At 39.1% G+C, this 18,754-nt stretch carries 21 protein-coding genes; 12 read left to right on the top strand and 9 right to left on the bottom strand.

The window, feature by feature from the left end; genetic code table 11:
• The first annotated feature begins 1 nt into the window (after position 1).
• From EGC82_RS09645 to EGC82_RS09620, 6 genes are all read left to right on the top strand, one after another.
• On the top strand, positions 2-535 hold the full coding sequence (locus EGC82_RS09645; protein WP_124730568.1) for a SixA phosphatase family protein: 534 nt from the start codon (positions 2-4) through the stop codon (positions 533-535).
• Between the two features lie 19 nt (positions 536-554).
• Entirely contained in the window at positions 555-821 is a 267-nt protein-coding gene (locus EGC82_RS09640) for a Rho-binding antiterminator (RefSeq protein WP_124730567.1), read from the top strand.
• Positions 822-988: 167 nt separating this feature from the next.
• Entirely contained in the window at positions 989-1,426 is a 438-nt protein-coding gene (locus EGC82_RS09635; protein WP_124730566.1) for an acyl-CoA thioesterase, read from the top strand.
• Positions 1,427-1,607: 181 nt separating this feature from the next.
• On the top strand, positions 1,608-2,270 hold the full coding sequence (locus tag EGC82_RS09630; RefSeq protein WP_124730565.1) for a response regulator transcription factor: 663 nt from the start codon (positions 1,608-1,610) through the stop codon (positions 2,268-2,270).
• Complete coding sequence (locus tag EGC82_RS09625) at positions 2,270-2,884, top strand: DUF938 domain-containing protein (RefSeq protein ID WP_124730564.1); 615 nt, start codon at positions 2,270-2,272, stop codon at positions 2,882-2,884. Before EGC82_RS09630 ends, EGC82_RS09625 begins: the two co-directional genes overlap by 1 nt.
• A 285-nt stretch (positions 2,885-3,169) precedes the next feature.
• Positions 3,170-4,015 carry a D-hexose-6-phosphate mutarotase gene (locus EGC82_RS09620; protein ID WP_124730563.1) on the top strand — a complete coding sequence of 282 codons (846 nt, stop codon included), beginning with the start codon at positions 3,170-3,172 and terminating at the stop codon, positions 4,013-4,015.
• Positions 4,016-4,195: 180 nt separating this feature from the next.
• On the opposite strand, the gene EGC82_RS21240 is transcribed toward EGC82_RS09620, so the two are convergent.
• The 6 genes from EGC82_RS21240 to EGC82_RS09595 form a co-directional block, all read right to left on the bottom strand.
• Positions 4,196-4,369 carry a hypothetical protein gene (locus EGC82_RS21240; RefSeq protein ID WP_164839120.1) on the bottom strand — a complete coding sequence of 58 codons (174 nt, stop codon included), beginning with the start codon at positions 4,367-4,369 and terminating at the stop codon, positions 4,196-4,198.
• A gap of 198 nt (positions 4,370-4,567) precedes the next feature.
• Positions 4,568-6,289, bottom strand: a complete 1,722-nt coding sequence (ushA, locus tag EGC82_RS09615) for a bifunctional UDP-sugar hydrolase/5'-nucleotidase UshA (protein WP_124730562.1) — start codon at positions 6,287-6,289, stop codon at positions 4,568-4,570.
• 314 nt (positions 6,290-6,603) lie between these two features.
• Entirely contained in the window at positions 6,604-7,275 is a 672-nt protein-coding gene (locus EGC82_RS09610) for an alpha/beta hydrolase (protein WP_124730561.1), read from the bottom strand.
• A gap of 112 nt (positions 7,276-7,387) precedes the next feature.
• Positions 7,388-7,615: a DUF3389 family protein gene (locus EGC82_RS09605; RefSeq protein ID WP_124730560.1), complete on the bottom strand. Its 228-nt coding sequence runs from the start codon at positions 7,613-7,615 to the stop codon at positions 7,388-7,390.
• A gap of 86 nt (positions 7,616-7,701) precedes the next feature.
• Positions 7,702-8,184, bottom strand: coding sequence for an FKBP-type peptidyl-prolyl cis-trans isomerase (locus tag EGC82_RS09600; RefSeq protein WP_124730559.1), 483 nt, complete (start codon positions 8,182-8,184; stop codon positions 7,702-7,704).
• An 84-nt stretch (positions 8,185-8,268) separates the two neighbouring features.
• Positions 8,269-9,522 (bottom strand): lytic murein transglycosylase, encoded by a 1,254-nt coding sequence (locus EGC82_RS09595; RefSeq protein WP_124730558.1) that lies wholly within the window; start codon positions 9,520-9,522, stop codon positions 8,269-8,271.
• 387 nt (positions 9,523-9,909) lie between these two features.
• Here EGC82_RS09595 and EGC82_RS09590 point away from each other — a divergent pair, with 387 nt between their 5' ends.
• Together EGC82_RS09590 and EGC82_RS09585 are read left to right on the top strand one after the other, a co-directional pair.
• Positions 9,910-10,269 carry a DUF2750 domain-containing protein gene (locus tag EGC82_RS09590; protein WP_124730557.1) on the top strand — a complete coding sequence of 120 codons (360 nt, stop codon included), beginning with the start codon at positions 9,910-9,912 and terminating at the stop codon, positions 10,267-10,269.
• 273 nt (positions 10,270-10,542) lie between these two features.
• Entirely contained in the window at positions 10,543-11,196 is a 654-nt protein-coding gene (locus EGC82_RS09585) for a hypothetical protein (RefSeq protein WP_124730556.1), read from the top strand.
• A gap of 21 nt (positions 11,197-11,217) precedes the next feature.
• Here the strand turns inward: EGC82_RS09585 and EGC82_RS09580 are convergent, their stop codons facing one another.
• Complete coding sequence (locus EGC82_RS09580; RefSeq protein ID WP_124730555.1) at positions 11,218-12,159, bottom strand: chemotaxis protein CheV; 942 nt, start codon at positions 12,157-12,159, stop codon at positions 11,218-11,220.
• Between the two features lie 327 nt (positions 12,160-12,486).
• On the bottom strand, positions 12,487-13,914 hold the full coding sequence (locus EGC82_RS09575) for an IS4 family transposase (protein WP_124729089.1): 1,428 nt from the start codon (positions 13,912-13,914) through the stop codon (positions 12,487-12,489).
• 635 nt (positions 13,915-14,549) lie between these two features.
• Between EGC82_RS09575 and EGC82_RS09570 the strand changes: the two genes are divergently transcribed.
• The 4 genes from EGC82_RS09570 (at position 14,550) to EGC82_RS09555 (ending at position 17,467) form a co-directional block, all read left to right on the top strand.
• The gene (locus EGC82_RS09570) at positions 14,550-15,140 is read left to right on the top strand and encodes an LON peptidase substrate-binding domain-containing protein (RefSeq protein WP_124730554.1); all 591 of its coding nucleotides are present in this window, start codon (positions 14,550-14,552) and stop codon (positions 15,138-15,140) included.
• 149 nt (positions 15,141-15,289) lie between these two features.
• The gene (locus EGC82_RS09565) at positions 15,290-15,952 is read left to right on the top strand and encodes a sigma-70 family RNA polymerase sigma factor (protein ID WP_124730553.1); all 663 of its coding nucleotides are present in this window, start codon (positions 15,290-15,292) and stop codon (positions 15,950-15,952) included.
• Positions 15,945-16,631, top strand: coding sequence for a ChrR family anti-sigma-E factor (locus EGC82_RS09560; RefSeq protein ID WP_124730552.1), 687 nt, complete (start codon positions 15,945-15,947; stop codon positions 16,629-16,631). Before EGC82_RS09565 ends, EGC82_RS09560 begins: the two co-directional genes overlap by 8 nt.
• 662 nt (positions 16,632-17,293) lie before the next feature.
• Positions 17,294-17,467, top strand: coding sequence for a hypothetical protein (locus EGC82_RS09555; protein ID WP_124730551.1), 174 nt, complete (start codon positions 17,294-17,296; stop codon positions 17,465-17,467).
• 220 nt (positions 17,468-17,687) lie between these two features.
• Here EGC82_RS09555 and EGC82_RS09550 read toward each other — a convergent pair whose 3' ends face one another.
• On the bottom strand, positions 17,688-18,659 hold the full coding sequence (locus EGC82_RS09550) for a 1-aminocyclopropane-1-carboxylate deaminase/D-cysteine desulfhydrase (protein WP_124730550.1): 972 nt from the start codon (positions 18,657-18,659) through the stop codon (positions 17,688-17,690).
• Between the last annotated feature and the right edge of the window lie 95 nt (positions 18,660-18,754).

The following is an 18,754-nucleotide window of genomic DNA, read 5'->3' as shown; positions in this document are numbered from 1 at the left end:
CATGAGACAATCAACCACCAGAATACTTATCGGCTTTATGAGCTTAATAAGTGTATCGTTAATGGCGCAATCGCCAGTAACCGCTCAAGTTACGCTTAACAATGCCACCAGCAATCAAGTTATTTTTATAGTTCGACATGCAGAAAAACTTGACGGTAAAGATCCCGATTTATCCGAACAAGGAAAATTACGAGCCCTACGTTTAGCGACAGTGTTATCCAGCACGTCGTTAAATAAAGTGTACTCAACAGACTATAACCGAACTCGTGAAACGGCCACTGCCGTTACCCAAGATCAACAAGTGGAATTGAGTATTTATGATCCTCGCGATATGGCCGCTTTTACCCAACAGCTATTAACTGAGCAAGGGAATATTCTGGTGGTCGGTCACAGTAATACTTCGACAGGTTTAGTCGAAGGACTCGGAGCTGACAAGCAGCTACCAATTGATGACGCCAGTGAGTTTGATCGTTTATATATTGTGACTCTAAATGCAAACAAGCAAATGGTATCAACAGTATTACTACGTTATTAATCGCTAAATAGGAAATGACATGAGCCCTATTAAATGTGAGAGTTACGATTACATCGAGATCATCTGTTTATATCGCTATATGGTTAAGCTGACATTAACAGATGGAACCCATATACAAGGTCAATTTGATCGAACATTGTATATTAGCCGCGATCAACAAAAACACGAAGCCATCGCAGGCATTAATCAACAACAGCAAGCGGTAGAAGTGATTTTAACCGATATAAAATCAATTGACGTGCTCAGTAAAAATCCCTCATTTACCCACATTACGCTAATTGAATAATACCGTTGACACGATTCAGTAACGTAATTAACGATAAGGGTTTACACCTGTAGGCCCTTACCTGCTAAATAAGGACTACAACATCGACATTGATAAGCTCAATACAGTACAATACGCTGCTTTTTTCGCTTAATTCTTTATTGATCTGCATAACATTAGGTAGTTGTATGTCCCTTGCTCAAAACCCCGCACAAACACAAAACCATTTCCCTGATGACATTGCAGCACGTATTTCTCAATCTGAAGCGCGTGTTATTAAGGCCATTTTCCCTTCTAATACCAATCACCATAACACCTTATTTGGTGGTGATGCGTTAGCATGGATGGACGAAACAGCCTTTATCGCCGCCACCCGTTTTTGCCGTAAATCGTTAGTGACTGTGAGTTCCGATCGTATCGATTTTAAAAAGGCGATACCCGCTGGCAGCTTGGCAGAACTCATTGCCAATGTGATTTATGTCGGTAATACATCCCTCAAAGTTGAAGTGAACATTTATGTAGAAGATATGTACACAGATCATCGCGAACATGCCATACGTGGAGTGTTTACTTTTGTTGCAGTAGATGAAGACAGAAATCCAACCCAAGTGTGGCCGCACAATTAATATACGCGTTTTCTAATGCAGCCTGTTGGCTGCATTATCATTTTATTCACTCGACTAAAGTCTATAGTTTTACTGTTTTTATTCAAAATCAATCACAAAGTGGTATAAAGCAATAGAATACTCGATTACTTTTCTGTTACATTGAGTTTATCTTCACGTGCAACATAGAATAAAAAACGCCATGAAGCTCGAAAATTTAAACATCATCATTGCCGATGACCATCCATTATTTCGTAACGCCTTAAGGCTAGCACTGAGTAATGCATTTGAAAACACGCAATGGTTTGAGGCAGACAGTGCCGAAGCATTACAAAAGGTTCTTGATGAAAAAGAGACCTCATTTGACTTGATTTTACTTGACCTACAAATGCCAGGTTCACACGGTTACTCAACACTTATCCACCTTAGAACTCATCATCCTGACATCCCTGTAGTTGTGATTTCTGCCCATGAAGACATCAATACCATAAGCAGAGCAATTCATTATGGTAGCAGTGGCTTTATTCCTAAGTCAGCTTCCATGGAAGCCTTGACCGATGCGCTAAATGCGGTATTAGATGGTGATATTTGGTTACCAAAAGGGACTCAGATTGTGAAAGTCCCTGATGATCCAACTGACAAAATGGCTAATCGATTATCTGATTTAACCCCGCAACAATATCGGGTGTTACAGATGTTTGCTGAAGGTTTACTCAACAAACAAATTGCTTATGATTTTGGGGTGTCAGAAGCTACTATTAAAGCGCATGCAACGGCAATATTTCGTAAACTAGGCGTTCGCAATCGTACCCAAGCGGTGATAGCATTACAGCAATTAGAAATGGATAGAATTGATATCTCGTAATGCCTCAATCATTATCATTAGAACAACTGCCTTTTTCACAAGCTTGTGACAATAATAAGCAGCCAATATTAACTCTATTAGCAGAGTGGTTTGCCAATAGGGTTAATATACTCGAAATAGGCAGTGGCACAGGTCAACACAGCGTCTACTTTGCCAAGCATCTTCCGCATGCACGCTGGCAACCCAGCGATCAACAACATTATTTGCCTACCCTGCAATCTCGGCTCAATATACAAACATCACCCAATTTACAACATGCTATCCCACTGGATGTAATACAACCTTGGCCTCAGTTTACGTCACAAATTGACGCTATATTCACCGCAAATACGCTGCATATTATGAGTAAGACAATGGTTGAAGCTTTTTTTGTCGGTGTTGGTCATGTATTGGCTGACTCCGGCTCACTGGTCATCTATGGTCCATTTAATTATCAGGGCCAATTTACCAGTGACAGTAATCAACAATTTAATTTATGGCTGCAACATAATAACCCTGATAGTGGTATCCGCGATATTGAATGGATCAGCCAATTAGCAAAGCTACAAGGGCTAACACTTCAAGAAGATATTGCTATGCCTGCCAATAATAGACTGCTACATTTTATTAAATAAACACGACACGACGTTGAGATACGACAAATTGATAATAGACTAAATGTTTGATATCAAATTTGCGTTTTATATTACTCGTGTGCTCACCTAAGCTTATTGCACATTAATAGCCTATTGATGCTAAGTGAATACAAAACACTTTTAGCTTCATCAATCGCTATTTGATAACAGCTTATTATTAATAGAGCTGAAGTTAAACGTAAATCATCCAAACGATGAGTGACTTGCTTACGAGAAACCTTGTAAGCTATCTGCTAGGGTCAAAATACACAAGGACACAGGTTTATGGGTTCAGTTACCACTAAAAGACATCCCAATGGTCTTGATTATGTTGCTATTGATACAGCACTTTGCCAAGCACGAATTTTTATGCAGGGAGCACAAATAGATCAATTTACCCCCGCGAACAAAGCTCCACTTTTATGGGTATCAAGTGCAGATGATTATCAACCCGGTAATGGTATAAGAGGTGGAATCCCCATTTGCTGGCCTTGGTTTGGCATGAGCGACACTCCAGGATTTCCGCAGCATGGCTTTGCACGAAACAAAACCTGGTCGCTTGAATCTGTCAAAATGCGTAACCAATTAGTAGACTTAGTATTCACCCTGCCTGCCAGTGAAATGGATAAACAATATTGGCCCCATAATACCCAAGTAAAGGTGTTATTCACTTTAGGCGAAACCTTATCAGTCAGCTTGGTGAATACTAATAATGGAGATGATGAGGTAAAGCTTACCCAAGCATTGCATAGCTACTTTCCTATTGAAGATATTCACCAATTGAAAGCGAGTGGCTTTACTGGGTCGCAATACATCGAGTTTGGTGAAGGGCCGTTTAAACAAGTCGATGATGTCGTCAAGTTTGAACGAGAAACCGATAGAGTTTACACCCAATTAGGTAATTCTCAGGAGTTACATACACAAAATGGTACTATTGTGGTCAGTCGTGAAAACAGCCAATCGGCGGTGTTATGGAATCCTTGGATTGATAAGTCGACGCGTTTGTCTCGGTTTAATCACGATGATTATTTAACCATGGTGTGTTTAGAGGCGGCCAACGTACTAGGCGACAGCGTGGTATTAGCGCCAGGACAAAGCCACACATTAACCACTCATATCGGCTGGAAATAACATACCTCATTGAGTGAGATAAACAGCGATAATTAACCGCCATTAAAAAAGTGTCATCGCTTTATAGTAGACAAGGCAACCAAAGTTGCCTTGTCTACTTTCAAATATCCATTTGCAATTTCAATACTCTGCTCACTATCATAGTAAGAAAATCAACAAGCAGCATCTTATAACCGAAGGTTAACTAATGCTTGTATTTTTAGACCGTCTAAACAAGCCAAACCAAAAGGCTGATTCAAGTAATGCTCCAGCCACAAAAAAAGTGACCGCTCCCGTTTGGCTACCGGCTAAATAACACGTTAGTGCAAGCACGATTAAAGTGACTAACAACAATAATCTGTAGGTACCTTTCATATTAATTTCTCTCAACCCTATAAATGTACTGTTCAATAATAGTAACAAAGAATATTGATTACATTATCGCTTTACTAAATCGTGAGTCAACCAAACTATCACCAATAAAAAAGGCAGCCGAAGCTGCCTTTGTTTGTAATCTAACCTTAACTCAGAATAATGAATGGGCACCCATCTATTAACCTAAATTGAGTTTAATTAGTTTGCCGTAACTTCACAACCTAGTGGGCTGTTTGAGTTTTCATAAACAATGTCACCCATTGGCGCATAATCTGCTGCAACAATAGTGCCTTTGTCTTTGAAGAAAGTGTATAACACTTCAGCGTCAACATAGCCTGTTTGTACTGGGTTAAGTTTTGGATAACCGTCACCGCCAGCAGCGTTAAAGCTTGGCACTGTGAAGCTATAAGAATCAGTGGCACTGTAATCTTTACCATTGATTTCGCTGATAGCGACTGTTTGTGCAGTACAATCTACCGTCATTTTCACACCCGTGATTTGTGCATAAGCACCAGAACCACGTTGGAAAGATGCTACTGTGTTTAAGTATTCAGTGACTTCTGCACCAGTCATTGTGCTTAGCGTTACCATGTTACCAAAAGGCTGCACAGTTAGTACGTCACGGTAAGAAATATTACCAGCTTGAATAGAGGCACGAACGCCACCAGAGTTCATCACACCAATGTCAGCGTTAACTTTTGTGCGCTGTGCATCTGCAAGTAAACGGCCTAAATTAGTTTGCATGTTACGTACATTTGCACGCTCACCATCTAACAATCCATCAGTGGTTGCAATCACTTCGCCTAACTTAGCGCTACCTTGATCTTGATAGTATTTTAGCAATTCTTTTAATGCTGCATCTTCTTCGATTGCATCAGCAACCAATACCTTAGTTTTAACACCAGCAGCATCGGTTACTGATTTTTTCAAATTAACAGGTATTAGCTTATAGCTTACTAAATGCATTTCACCGTTGAAGTATTCAAAATCAGCACGGCCTACGTACTTACCCCATTCGTGAGCTTGCATGATGTAAGTGCCATTTTGCATATCAGGTGTACAGTCAGCACCTGGAGTAAACTCAGCATCATAGTTATTGGTGCCTGGCTCCATACATACTGGATTCTGTGAGTGGCCTCCGATAACAGCTTGTAAATCACCTTTAGCTAACGCACGAGCCATGGCGACATCACCTGGGGCGTTGCTGCCATTTGCAGCATCAGCATAGTGACCCATGTGAGTCGTTGCGAAGATTAAATCTGCAGATTTTGCTTCTTTAATTTCTGCTATTACTTTGACAATTTCCTCTTTTGGATCTTTAAAATCTAAATCACCGATAAATTCTGGGTTACCAATTTTAGCGGTATCTTCGGTGGTTAGACCGATAACAGCAATTTTAACGCCATTAACATCAAATACTTTGTAGGCATCAAAATAACGTGTGCCATCTTTCTTATAAATGTTTGCCGCAAGCATTGGGAAATTAGCAATTGAACGTTGTGAATCTAATACAGCTAATGGGTTATCAAACTCATGGTTACCTACTGCCATAGCATCGTAACCAATTTCATTCATACCAATAAAATCAGGCACAGCATCTTGTAAATCAGACTCTGGAACACCTGTGTTGATGTCACCGCCAGATAACAATAATGTTTCGCCACCATTTGAACTGACTTCAGCACGAATTTGGTCGATCAACGTCTTGCGCGCTGACATACCATATTCGCCATCACTGTTAGACCAGAAACGGCCATGGTTATCATTAGTGTGTAATACGGTGAATATTTTACAATCTGCGCCCGCTTCGGCACATGTTGTCGGTTCGACGACGGCTGCTTTGTCGTCGTCACTGCCACAACCGGTTAACGCTGCTAGTACAGCCGTTGCGACTAATCCTTTAATTAACATATTTGTCATGATTTACCCCGATGTTATAATTTATATTTTTAAATCCGTGAATTATCCTATCCACGGCCAGAATGATAACAAAGATTGACGCTTTTTGATGTCATTTTTATGACAGAATGTGATTCTTAATACACTATTTAACAATGACTTATCACTTTGACAATTTCTTGAGCAAAACAATTGTCATGTTAATAGACATGTTAACTTAAAGTAAAAAAAATGGCTTCAGCATTTTAATTGCTAAGCCACTTAAATAGAATGGTTTTTTAAATCATACACAATGTCAGCCATTGTCTTTAAATAAGAACAATGTTGAAAGTGTGTTATTTCAATACTTGCTGTAACCATTGACCAATATCAACAAGTTGATTAGGTAATACGCTATGAGCCATCGGATAGGTTTTCCAAATACTCTGATAATTTTGCGCAATCAATGCATCATTTGCCATTTTACCTGCAAACATGGGGACAACATCGTCTTGCTCACCATGGTTTTGTAATATTGGTGTAGTACGATTGGCTTCAGCGAGTTGTTCTGGTAATTTATCACCACCGGGTAAGTAACAAGAAAGAGCCATAATACCTGCAAGCTGCTGTTCAAAACGCAGCCCCGTAAACAAACTCATTACCCCACCTTGACTAAAACCGGCTAAGACGATTTTATTCGCAGGTATACCACTATTAATTTGATCGACAACTAACTGACGGATAGCTTGCTCAGACGCCATAACGCCTTGTATATCGGCGCGATCATGTAAATCCATACTTTTAATGTCGTACCATGAACGCATCACAAAACCGCCATTGATGGTTACGGCTTGCTCTGGTGCATGGGGGAAAATAAAACGAATACTATGAGCAGCAGCTAAACCCAGTACAGGAACTACTGGCACAAAGCCTGCACCTGAATCACCCAAACCATGGAGCCAAATAACGCATGCCGTAGCAGATGTTTGCGGTTCGATTACCATTTTTTCTAAAGAAGCCATCAACATTATCCTATTTATTCGCACACTATTGATTAAATCAAATGGCTGACTTGCCACTTAAATAAAACAGTAATGATTAGTCTGTCTGATTACTCTTGCATATCTATAAGGTTAAATATTACTGTGCTTGAATACCAGTAACATCTAATACTTGTTCCAATTGCACTGCATTGTCGAGCTTGATACTCCACCTCACAGTACCGCCGTCAGCAGCAATAACTAAACCCTGATGAAAACAACTGATATCATCAACCGAAGCGGTCAAAACAATCTGGTTATCATGAAAACGGCATTGAATTTCATTGATTGTAACAATGAGTTTGCCGATTGAAAAATCGATGACCATGCCCTATCCTCGTAATAATAGATAGCCATAAAATGAAAATCCCAAGTGATTCACCTGGGATTTAAGAATATAAACACGCTTGCAGATTAGTGGTGATGACCACCAGCGCCATGGGCATGGCCATGAGCAATCTCTTCATCTGACGCATCTCGAGCACCGACAATTTCGATGTCGAATGTTAATTCACGGCCAGATAGAGGATGATTGACATCAACCGTTGCCATAAACTTACCCACTTTTAAGATGGTCACTTGACGTTGGCCTTGTTCAGTGTTCACCACTGCTGCCATACCCGGCTTCCATACTTTAGCGCCGACAAGATGTTTAACTGATACACGTTGCTCTGAATCTTCTTGGCGTTCACCATAAGTGTCAGCGGCTGGCGGAGTAATAGTAAACTTCTCGCCAATTTCTTTACCATTAATAGCAGCTTCGATACCAGGCATCATATTGTCGTGTCCGTGCAAATATGCAATCGGCTCACGACCTTCATTTGATTCAAGCACATCGCCTTTTTCATCACGTAGCGTGTAATTAAACTGCACTACCATATCGTCTTTAATGCTCATTATCGTTCCTTAAATCTAAAATTTGCCGAAGCTTAGCAAAAGCATGCTAATGCATCCACAAAAAAGTGGCCATTTAGGTGGCCATTATAATTTGATGCCTAATGCGTTAAATGTTTCTACATCAGGAAATCCATCCGCAATTAGCCCTTTTTGCTGTTGAAAGGCTTGCAAACCTAACACCGAGTTACGGCCTAAAATACCGTCTGGTTTACCGACATCAAATCCAGCGTCATTGAGTTTTTGTTGTAACTGCTTTACGATTTCTCGACTTAATTTTGGTTGTTGAGGTACGGCTCGAGTTAATGGCAAACCACCATTAATACGATCGGCCAAATGGCCCACGGCAATGGCATAAAATTCTGATCGATTCCAACGCATGATCACGTTAAAGTTGTCATACCCTAAAAACGCTGGCCCTGTATGTCCTGCTGGTAAATAAAGGGCTGCTTGCATGTCTGGTGTAGCCAATGGCTGACCATTAGTTTGCTTTATATTAAGCTCACGCCACTTAACTAGTGATAAAGGATGTTTTCCACCTAAATAAGTAAACGAATAATCGGCAGGTAAAGACACTTCACGTCCCCATCGCTCATCCGCTTTCCAACCTAAGTGTTGTAAAAAGTTAGCCGCCGATGTCAGGGCATCATCAGTACTATTCCACAAGTCTGCAATACCGTCACCATCGCCATCAACTGCATACTTTCGATAATTAGTGGGCATAAATTGAGTATGCCCCATCGCACCAGCCCATGAACCGACCATTTTACTATCGTCAAACTGATACTGTTGCTTTAACTTAAGCGCTTGTAGTAATTCACCAGTAAAATAGTCGCTTCGGCGTGGGTCACAAGCCAATGTAGCCAAAGAGTTCAAAACCGGCATGCTACCTTTGTAACTGCCAAAATTGGTTTCTAAACCCCAAAAAGCGACAATATACTGGCCAGGTACACCATATTGTTGCGTTAATCGGCTTAGTAATAAATGGTGTTCAGCCATAAGCTTGCGGCCTTGATCAACTCGCCATGAAGTAACGCGTTTGTCAAAGTAATCACCGAAGGTGGTGGTAAATTCAGGTTGTTGATTATCTAATTCAATCACCCTAGGGACATATTTTAAATTAGCCACCGTAGTGTCAATAATCTGTTGTGAAATGCCTGCATCTTTCGCCTTTTGCTGTAAATTAACCACGCAAGTAGCAAAATCTGTTTGTACTTGAACAGGAGTAACTTTAACTTCAGCAACAGGTTCGGGAGATGCTGACGCAGCGCAGGCACTTAAGAAAGTGCTAGATACAAACATTGAAGCAATAAACACCGATAAACGTCTTTTATGAGCCATGAACAACACTTAATTTACACAAAATGAATATTGAATATCGTGACGCATCGGCTTTCAGGAAACAAGAGCTGATAACATTAAACCCTGTTTATTTATGTGAAATTTAATTAAAAACAAAAATATGCTGCATAACATTGTTAATAATGATGAGTTCACTCACTATCATGTGAGTTTGTCGTTTACCTCGACTGGCTCGAACGATATTGACAAGCTAGTCCGCTATAAAAAAATTGGATTTATCCTCAAAAGTGAACCAATAATGAATCGATTTAGTCTCTAAATATCCATTCACCACCCAGAGAAACATAATTGTCATTAATTAAGCCTTTTCCTTATTCTTTGAGTCCGTATAATGAAGCTAATTCTAACTTATTTAAGCGATTTATCATGACAGAACAGACTGCAGCACTATCAAGCTTTATCGAAAGCGTAAGACAACATCAAGTCTTATGGGGCTTACAAGATGAAACAGGTGAAGGTTGGGTTGTATGTGACTCATCAGAATTTGAAGAAACTGATGTTATGCCACTTTGGTCAAGCGAAGCTGCAGCAAGAAGTCATTGCACAGACGAATGGGCTGACTACAACCCGGTCACGATTACGCTCACTGATTTTTTAGAATACTGGGTTAGTGATTTAAATGATGATGGCGTACTTATTGGTGTTAACTGGGAAGCTGAGCAAGAGTGCTTAGAAATCGACCCTATTGTATTAGCTAAAGAATTAGTTGATTTCGAAAAAGAATAATCGATATTCATCTAACCTGAATTTGGAATAACAAACGCACGATAAGGAATCTATTTACCATTTATTGTGTTTAGTTTTTATCGCTAAATTTGCTCTTGTTATTGATACAAGGTGCATACTTAAGAGGTGATAGAACATTGAGCTGCTGCTTGGTGAATTATAGCCTCTGTTTATGCTCACTGTTATAGCAACTCAATTATTCCAAATCTCAGGTTGATTTATGCTTATTCGCTAAGTTAATCCATCATTTTATCACCCACTGATACTGCGCCCATGCCTACACTGATAGATATTCCTTTTGACAAACGCCACACCTGTTGGTTTTGCAACGAACCCAGTAATCATATATTTGATTACTATAGAATGACTCATACTCCCCATCCCTCTCTAGCCATTCCAGCTTGTAAAGAATGCCATATGTTAGCTAAGAAAAACCTGTTGACCTCTATTTGGGATTGTCGCGATGCGGTCAAAGATAATTTAATGAACATTTATAGTAAAGACTTGGCCATTGGCATTAACTGGACTGAACAAGAACTCAAAGAATCGGAATTTGATTGTATGATTTTTGGTGGCTTTAAAAAAAGTGCCTGGATGATGTATCAAATTGCTCAAAGTAGAATGAATGCTAGAGGTTGGCCATTAAGCCTTGACGGAGTATTACTCGAGGGGGAAATAGCAGGTGACAGTAGTCAATATCAGACTGGTTTTGAGTTTGACGATATTGTCTTTACCTCATTAACAAAAGCGATTAGCCATTACAGCCAAACCTTATCTTTAGACAGTGGATTTTTACAGCAACTCATTACTTTGCTCGGCAAAGCCAAATTTGGCCATGCGGTTAAAATAGCTCGGCTTAATATCGGTATTAGCCCAGGAAACCAACGGCGTATCCTTGATGAATTAACAGAAGATATGGATCAATAATTGACAAGTAACGCTCTATCACTATCCAATTATCGTGCGTAAACGATCTTGGACCACGCTGACTAATAAGTCGGGTTGAAATTTAGAAATAAACTCATTACAACCGACTTTTTTCACCATAGCTTGGTTAAAGCTGCCACTGAGTGAAGTATTAAGTGTAATAAATAATGCCGCCATTCGAGGATCATTACGGACTTCGGATGTTAATTTATAACCATCCATTTCCGGCATTTCGGCATCGGTAATCATCATTAATAATTCATCTGCGACATGTCGACCTTCATCAGCCCAAGATTGTAATAATCGTAATGCTTGTAGACCATCTGACGCTTCAATAATCTCCAAACCAAGTTGACTTAATGTGTCTCTAACTTGCTTTCGTGCAGTAGATGAATCATCAACAATGAGCACTTTGCGACCAGGCATGTAAGACACAAGAGCTTCATCAAGCACACCATCTGATAACTTAACATCGTAGTCAATAATCTCCGCTAAAACTTTCTCTACATCAATAATAGACACGAGTCGAGATTGTCCTTGGTCTTCAATTTTGGTTATCGCGGTTAAGTAATTATGTGCACCTGAGGTTTTAGGCGGAGGCATAATATCACTCCAAGTCATGTTAATTATATTCTCGACTTTACCCACTAAAAAGCCCTGCACACTGCGATTATACTCGGTAATAATCAAGTTGCTGTCGTCAGTTACTGGCATAGGTGAAAAACCAATTGCTTCGCGTAAATTTATCACCGGGATTGATATACCTCTAATATTAGCAACGCCATAAATATTATGATTACTGCCCGGTAAGGTATTTAACAGCGGTAACTTAACCACCTCTTTGACTTTGAATACATTGATGGCAAATAACTGGGTTGAGTTAATGCGAAATAACAATAGTTCTAGTCGATTTTCACCCACTAACTTAGTTCTTTGATCAACTGTATCGAGCACTTTTCTCATAAACGAGTTCCACCTACAAATGTTCAAGCAACGTCAAAGATGCATCATGATTAGTCGTTACAATTATACTTAAAAAATATCAATAAACAGTATTAAACCAAGAGCGACTCTACAAAAAGTGAAAAAATAGGCACATAAGATCGAAAAAACCTTAATATCAGTAATATTTTAGCCGAGGCACAAGCTATCTTATCCCCATAAAACGCTAGTAAAGATAATATTTATCAAACGATTTTTAAAATCTGTACACCATTTTAGCGTCGGTATTTTATCATTGAGTTTATCGGCTGGTACATTAATCGATAAGACCTGTCTCTTGATCAGATCTCATAAGCTCTCGCCATCAGCAATCATTTCTTTCGCGACTCGGTAGCCTACAACATGAGACTGTAATGTACTCCAACCTTCCCAAACCGCCGTCCAGCTTGCGATCCCTGTTCGTTTGGTATCGGTGAAACCACCCAGCTTTGCGATTGATTGATACGCCCACTTCAGACTCGGCGCTCCTTTATCTTTATGCCCTCTAGGCTTATTAAACCGCATTAGCACCTTCCATTCATCTTCTTCGAGCACCGTGTCACAGCGTTGAGCCTCCACTGCTTTGGCCTCCTCAAGCAGCCCTTTTTTACGTAAATAATAAGGGAGGGTGATGGCTTCTCTGAGTTGCAGTAAACGGACGCCGATAAACGCTAAGATTGAAACCGCTCTTTCTAAATTCTTAGGCTCTGTCATTCTTTGGCGCTCAGCTCCTGCACCCGTTTTCCATGCTTTATGAAAATCTTCAATTCGCCATCTTGCGGTGTAAATATCAATAATATGAAGTGCTTGAATTAACGTATCGATTGGCTCTGTTGTTAATAACATCCAGCGCAACGGCTCGGTCACGTTTTTTGATGTTTTTTCTTGAGCGTACACCACATTGACAGGCTGAGTTTCACCTTTTGCTTTGAAGGTAACCTGTGCCACTTTAATGGTTAGCTTGGCTTTTCTGGCTACGCGGTTTACAGGCTTCCCTTTACTATTTTTTGTCCCTTTCTGGGCGATATCGATAGTGTATTCACCCAGTTCTGCTTGTGACTCAAGGTGTTCAAATAACTTAGGTCCTGTCTCAACCAGTGCTCTTGAATGTTTCGCTCGAACAACGAAACGTTCATTATGCTTCTGCTTATCTTGAATATAACTCAATATATCTGCTTCTCTGTCACACACTGAAATGACCCGTGACATGATGTCTCCCAAGCGTTGACGGCAGAAATAGGACGCTTCTGACCACTTACCACTTTCTTTTTCGTCAGCATCTTCAGGGTTATTAGGACGAAGCCAGTATTCTTGATGAATAAGCCCGATAGTCTGAGTCGTGAAGCTGTCTAATAGCAGGGTTGAATGAACCCACCAACCACGTGATTTATCTGTCGTCGTCCCAAGTTTGCCAAGCTCTTGTGCTACTTGGTGTTTGTAACTCAACGCAGTGGTGTCATCAATGGCTAATATCTCAGCATAGGGCTGGGCAAGCTCTGCAGTATGTTGAAAACCAGAAGCTCTAATCACTTCTGGAGAAATGTTGTCATTACGGATCAATCGATAAGCCCCTTCAACTTTAGCTTCATTACCTCGACATGATAAAGCGATTGACTTACCGCTACAACGCGCCATGTCGGCAGCAACTTCGATGACACGGTCAGTGCGACGTGAGTCACCAAATGAACCGTTTTTAAAGTGATTGTATGACCATTGCTCTGCGTTGAAAATAGACATTATTAATCTGCAAATTGATTGAGTTACCAGATCTGATCATCGATTTGTCACAAAGTTCATTTTGCTTCAGATTTGTGTAGAAGAGTCAGCGATAAGACCGTTGAAGTGGTTAACCCATTTGAGCCAAATCAATACTTAGCTACTTGTTGGTATGACATTGCCTGGCTTAATCATTCATTTGAGCGCTACACACCCCATATAATTGCACAATATAGGCCTAAAAATAATAAGGTAGTTATTATCAGTCGTAGATTTAAAAAAGAAAATAACAATAAAATCAATCGCCTTGGAAGAATATGTTATTGACAAAAATGAATACCCAAAGCTTAGTGAAAGTATCATTTTGGGTGGCCTTTTTATGGCGCACCAAATACATGACATGGTTCAATCTGTTGATGGACTATATACAGATGAAATTATCATTGAGCTTAATAGCCAACATGTGTGGAATTTATCGACAAACCTTCGATTCACGTTGCTGTTAAAAAGCGTTTATGATCGAACTATCCGCTTTTGATTGTTGATATGAATAATATCATTTGGGGGTGATTAGCTCCCAATGAAAGGTGATCGTTAAGCCAACGCTGCGCGTATAACAATTAAGAATATTTATTAAAATGCATACAGAGGCCGTTATGATTATCCCACTATTTCCACTTCCGGTTTGCCTATTGCCTCAGGGATATACGCAATTACGTATTTTTGAAGCAAGATATAAACGCTTAGTTGCTGAATCGCTCAAAAGTGGCAGCGGATTCGGTTTGTGCATGCTGGCTGATGATAAAAAAACGATTTTACCTATTGGTACTTTAACCCAGATTATTGACTTTGAAACCCTTGAAGATGGATTACTTGGTATCAGTGTACAGGGACAACAAACATTCACTATTAATCAAATCAGCGTTGAAAGTGACGGTTTAAAGCGCGCGGATGTTAGTTTAATTGATACTTGGCCGAGCGATATCATGGAACCTCAGAACAAGCAGTCAAATGAGAACACTGCTGACCGTGAGATAGATAAAAAATTGAGCCATACTTTAAAGCAGATATTACAGCAATATCCACAACATCTTGCCCACTACTCTGATGAAAGCTTTAATGATATGTCGTGGGTATGCCAGCGTTGGATTGAAATTATCCCATTGAGTTCAAAGGAAAAATACCAATGTATTAACAGCTATGATCATCAATTAGCTAAATCATTGTTATTCGACATTATAAAATAATACTCAACAGTGATCCGAATATAATATCGTTACGTATAACATCATCAAACCGGACATTGCTTAGAAAGGTTTAAGCTCAGACTAGCCACAGCATAAATGACACAATGACTTATGCTCGATGACTTATTTATTGGATGCGAGTGAAAATAATGGAAAATATTCAATCACAAAGCACACAAAGTCGTTATGATAAGGGGCATCTTGCACAAAGATCCTTAATAAAACGAAACGGTGCTATGAAATCAGACGAACCTAATCCAATGGCAGATGAACTTGCTGCATTAATTATGCAAGTGGCTAATCATCGATGTAAAACTTCTTTTGCAAAACTTTTTTCGCATTTCGGCCCTAAAATTAATTCTTTTGGCGTTCAGCGCTTAAGCCAACAAGGTTTAGCAATGGATTTAGTTCAAGAGACAATGACTCGAGTATGGACAAAAGCCCATCTTTACAATGCCGACAAGGCTGCTGTGAGTACCTGGGTATTTACCATTATGCGTAATCAGTGTTTTGACATGCTAAGAAAGGTGCAACACAACCGAGAAGATGCATTCGGTGATGAAATTTGGCCTTTATTTGAGTCTGATGATGCTGAAAATAACGATGATGATTTTTTATTATCGGCAACATTATTACAGCATGTAGAGGAACTCCCCCCTCTTCAAAGACAAGTAGTACAAGGTATTTATATGCAAGAGCTTACTCAGCAAGAGCTGGCTGACAAACTGAATATCCCAATTGGAACCGTTAAATCTCGACTTAGATTAGGTTTAGAAAAATTAAAAAGCTTTATGGAGAAACATTATGATTAATTATCACCCAGACCAGCATCTGCTGTCTCTCCATGCTAAAGGTGAATTACCGTTATCGATGTCGATAGCTATTTCCGCCCACGCTGAATTGTGCCAACACTGCCAACAACAACTTGATCAGATGACGATTGCGTTTTCTGAGCAACAATTTGAGTCTACAGCGACACATCAATCTGTGGACACTAATGACAATCATCAATTAGATGAATTACTCAACCAGTTGTTAAATTCAACATTAGACACCTTAGTGGCCGAGCAGCCGAATAAAGTCAATAGTATTGAAGATAATAGTGTCAGTATTAAAGGTCAGTTTTACCCACTACCGAGAGTATTTCGCAAACAAATTAATGCATCATGGCAAGGTATCGGCAAAGTGAGTCGTTTAAGACTCGATACAGGCGAATCACAGGCTAGAGCAAGTTTATTGCACATTGCCCCAAATGGTGAAATACCCGAACATACTCACAAAGGAGCTGAGTTAACCTTGCTTCTTGCTGGTGAATTTAGCGACTGTTACAACACCTATAAGCCTGGTGATTTTATGTTGCTTGATAAAGATCATCAACATTCACCTAAAACACTTGAAGGCTGTTTGTGTTATACCATTGTTGATGCACCTTTATATTTCACTAAAGGTATCAGCAAGTTATTAAACCCAATTGGCGATTTGCTTTATTAATGTTGAGTGTTTTCTGCGATACATTTCATTTTTGTGTGTGATTTATATCGATAATACATATACTTAGAGAACATGATGAGCTTAAGTTCATCATGTTCTTAGGGTAAAGTAGGTTATTACAATGTAATTATTGAGTCTGAGTAAGCACTATAATTTTTCTCGATTAAGATTTTTTTATCAAAAACAGCATTAATTTGATTAAAATATGAAAAAGACTATTGCCATATGCAAACACTCAGTATATTATCCACACAGATTTAGTTTTCTTGTTAATTTTGGTCACCTACCAGTAAGTCTGCTCAACTTCACTTCGTAAATAAACCCAAGACAAGCTTCTGTACATCGTTTTTGATATGCAATTAATTTATGTTGATATGATAATGTCTATCCACGTAATATTGTTGTCATAAAACTGTGTTTAACTTATAAAATTAAGTGCTCGTATGTATTAGGTCCCTTAAGGTCATGTCGTAACGTCAACGTTACCGACACAAAATAGACCTTAATCAACTATTTACATAACAACACTTGATTAGTGAGTTAAGGATAGGTTAAGTTAAATCTCGAAACATTAATCTTTTGCAACACTAAAAAATGCCAAGGATATTTTATTGAACAATTTTCTCACCTAATTGGTGGATATATATAAAGGAGTGTGACCAATGTCATACAACATGAATGGACACGAAATTTCAGTTAGCTTTCCGGTTAATTCTATTTCGTCAAACAAGAACTCAATTGCTTTTACCGACAGCCTAGGTAAAAACAAAAAAACCTTTTCAAAGCGTATTGAAGCAATAAACTTTATGAAATGGTTATTGTCAGCTAATAAGTAATCCCCCTAACGCTTTGCGTTAATCATTTACTCTGTTATTTAATAAACTCATTTCTCGGTATTCTCCTCTCAATTACCGATGTTTATTAAAACAGAGTAAAATGAATAACTCGCTAATCTCACAGCACACAATTCCTGTTTACGACTCTTTAATTCACTATTAAAAAACTCTATATACCAACGTTTTACAACACCCACTAATGCCTGCACTCACTATATAGTTAAACAGTGCTTGGGAACTTTCGTTGGTACCTAGGTAACATAGTTTTATTTCCCAATAATCCTCCCTGGTGGATATAAAGAATATTGCTAGCACTAACAGCACTACTTTTTAAATAATGTTGTAATACTAGAAAACCAACGGGATCATACAACAATTCAAATTCAATTCCCGACTGACATACAGTATTCCACATATCAAAACAACGTCGTGATAATTTCCCAAAATGATATTTATGACCATCATTAATAATTTTAGGAAAATAAACCTCATCGACTAATTGTGAGAGTTGTTGACGTAAATATCCATCTCCTCCTACGGTACTGCAAGTTAATACCTCTATGGCAATAACATCCATTAATAGTAATTTAGCCTGTTGTTGAATAATTTGTTTATTTAAATAAGCTGCAGTAGTGCCGGTACCTGAGGGTAAAAATATCATTAGCTTATTTTTTTGTTGATCTTGTGCCCATTGAATAATTTCACTGGCGAGTTGTGCTATCCCAGTTTCGGCATACTCACAACGGCCACCTTCCGGAATAAAAAGTACGTTGTTTTTATCTGCATAGCTTGGGTCTGATGAAACAATATGTCGCATCGCATCGTCTAAATGCAAACCTTCAAGGTTTTCAGCATCAGTCAAATGACGAACATCTATAATATTGGCGCCATTTTGTATCGCTGCAGCATAATTCCCCTGAGGATGTTGTAATAAAAACTCGCTGATGTGGCTTACGTAATAATCAAATTTCCACCCCTGCCGCTTTGCAAGTACAGACAATGAGTACAAGGAGTTTGCTTGTGCAGAGCCCGAAGCCACGAGCTGGGTAACATGTGAATAATCATGATGTAAGAAATGATAAAATTTACGCGCTTTATTACCACTAAAATCAGCATGTAATAAATCATCCCGCTTAATGTAGATACTGCGTCCTTCAAAGTTCATCGCTTGTACTGGGCTTATCGAAAACATAAATTGTCTCAATCAACTGTAATATGAGCATTTTAACTAAAAAATGATAAATCTCATCGATTCATTTGTATTAATCTTCACACTACATTAACCAT

This window comes from Shewanella livingstonensis, from assembly GCF_003855395.1.
GTDB classification, from domain to species: Bacteria; Pseudomonadota; Gammaproteobacteria; order Enterobacterales; family Shewanellaceae; genus Shewanella; species Shewanella livingstonensis.
Note: the sequence above shows the minus strand (reverse complement) of the source record. Positions and strands in the feature narration are given on the sequence as shown.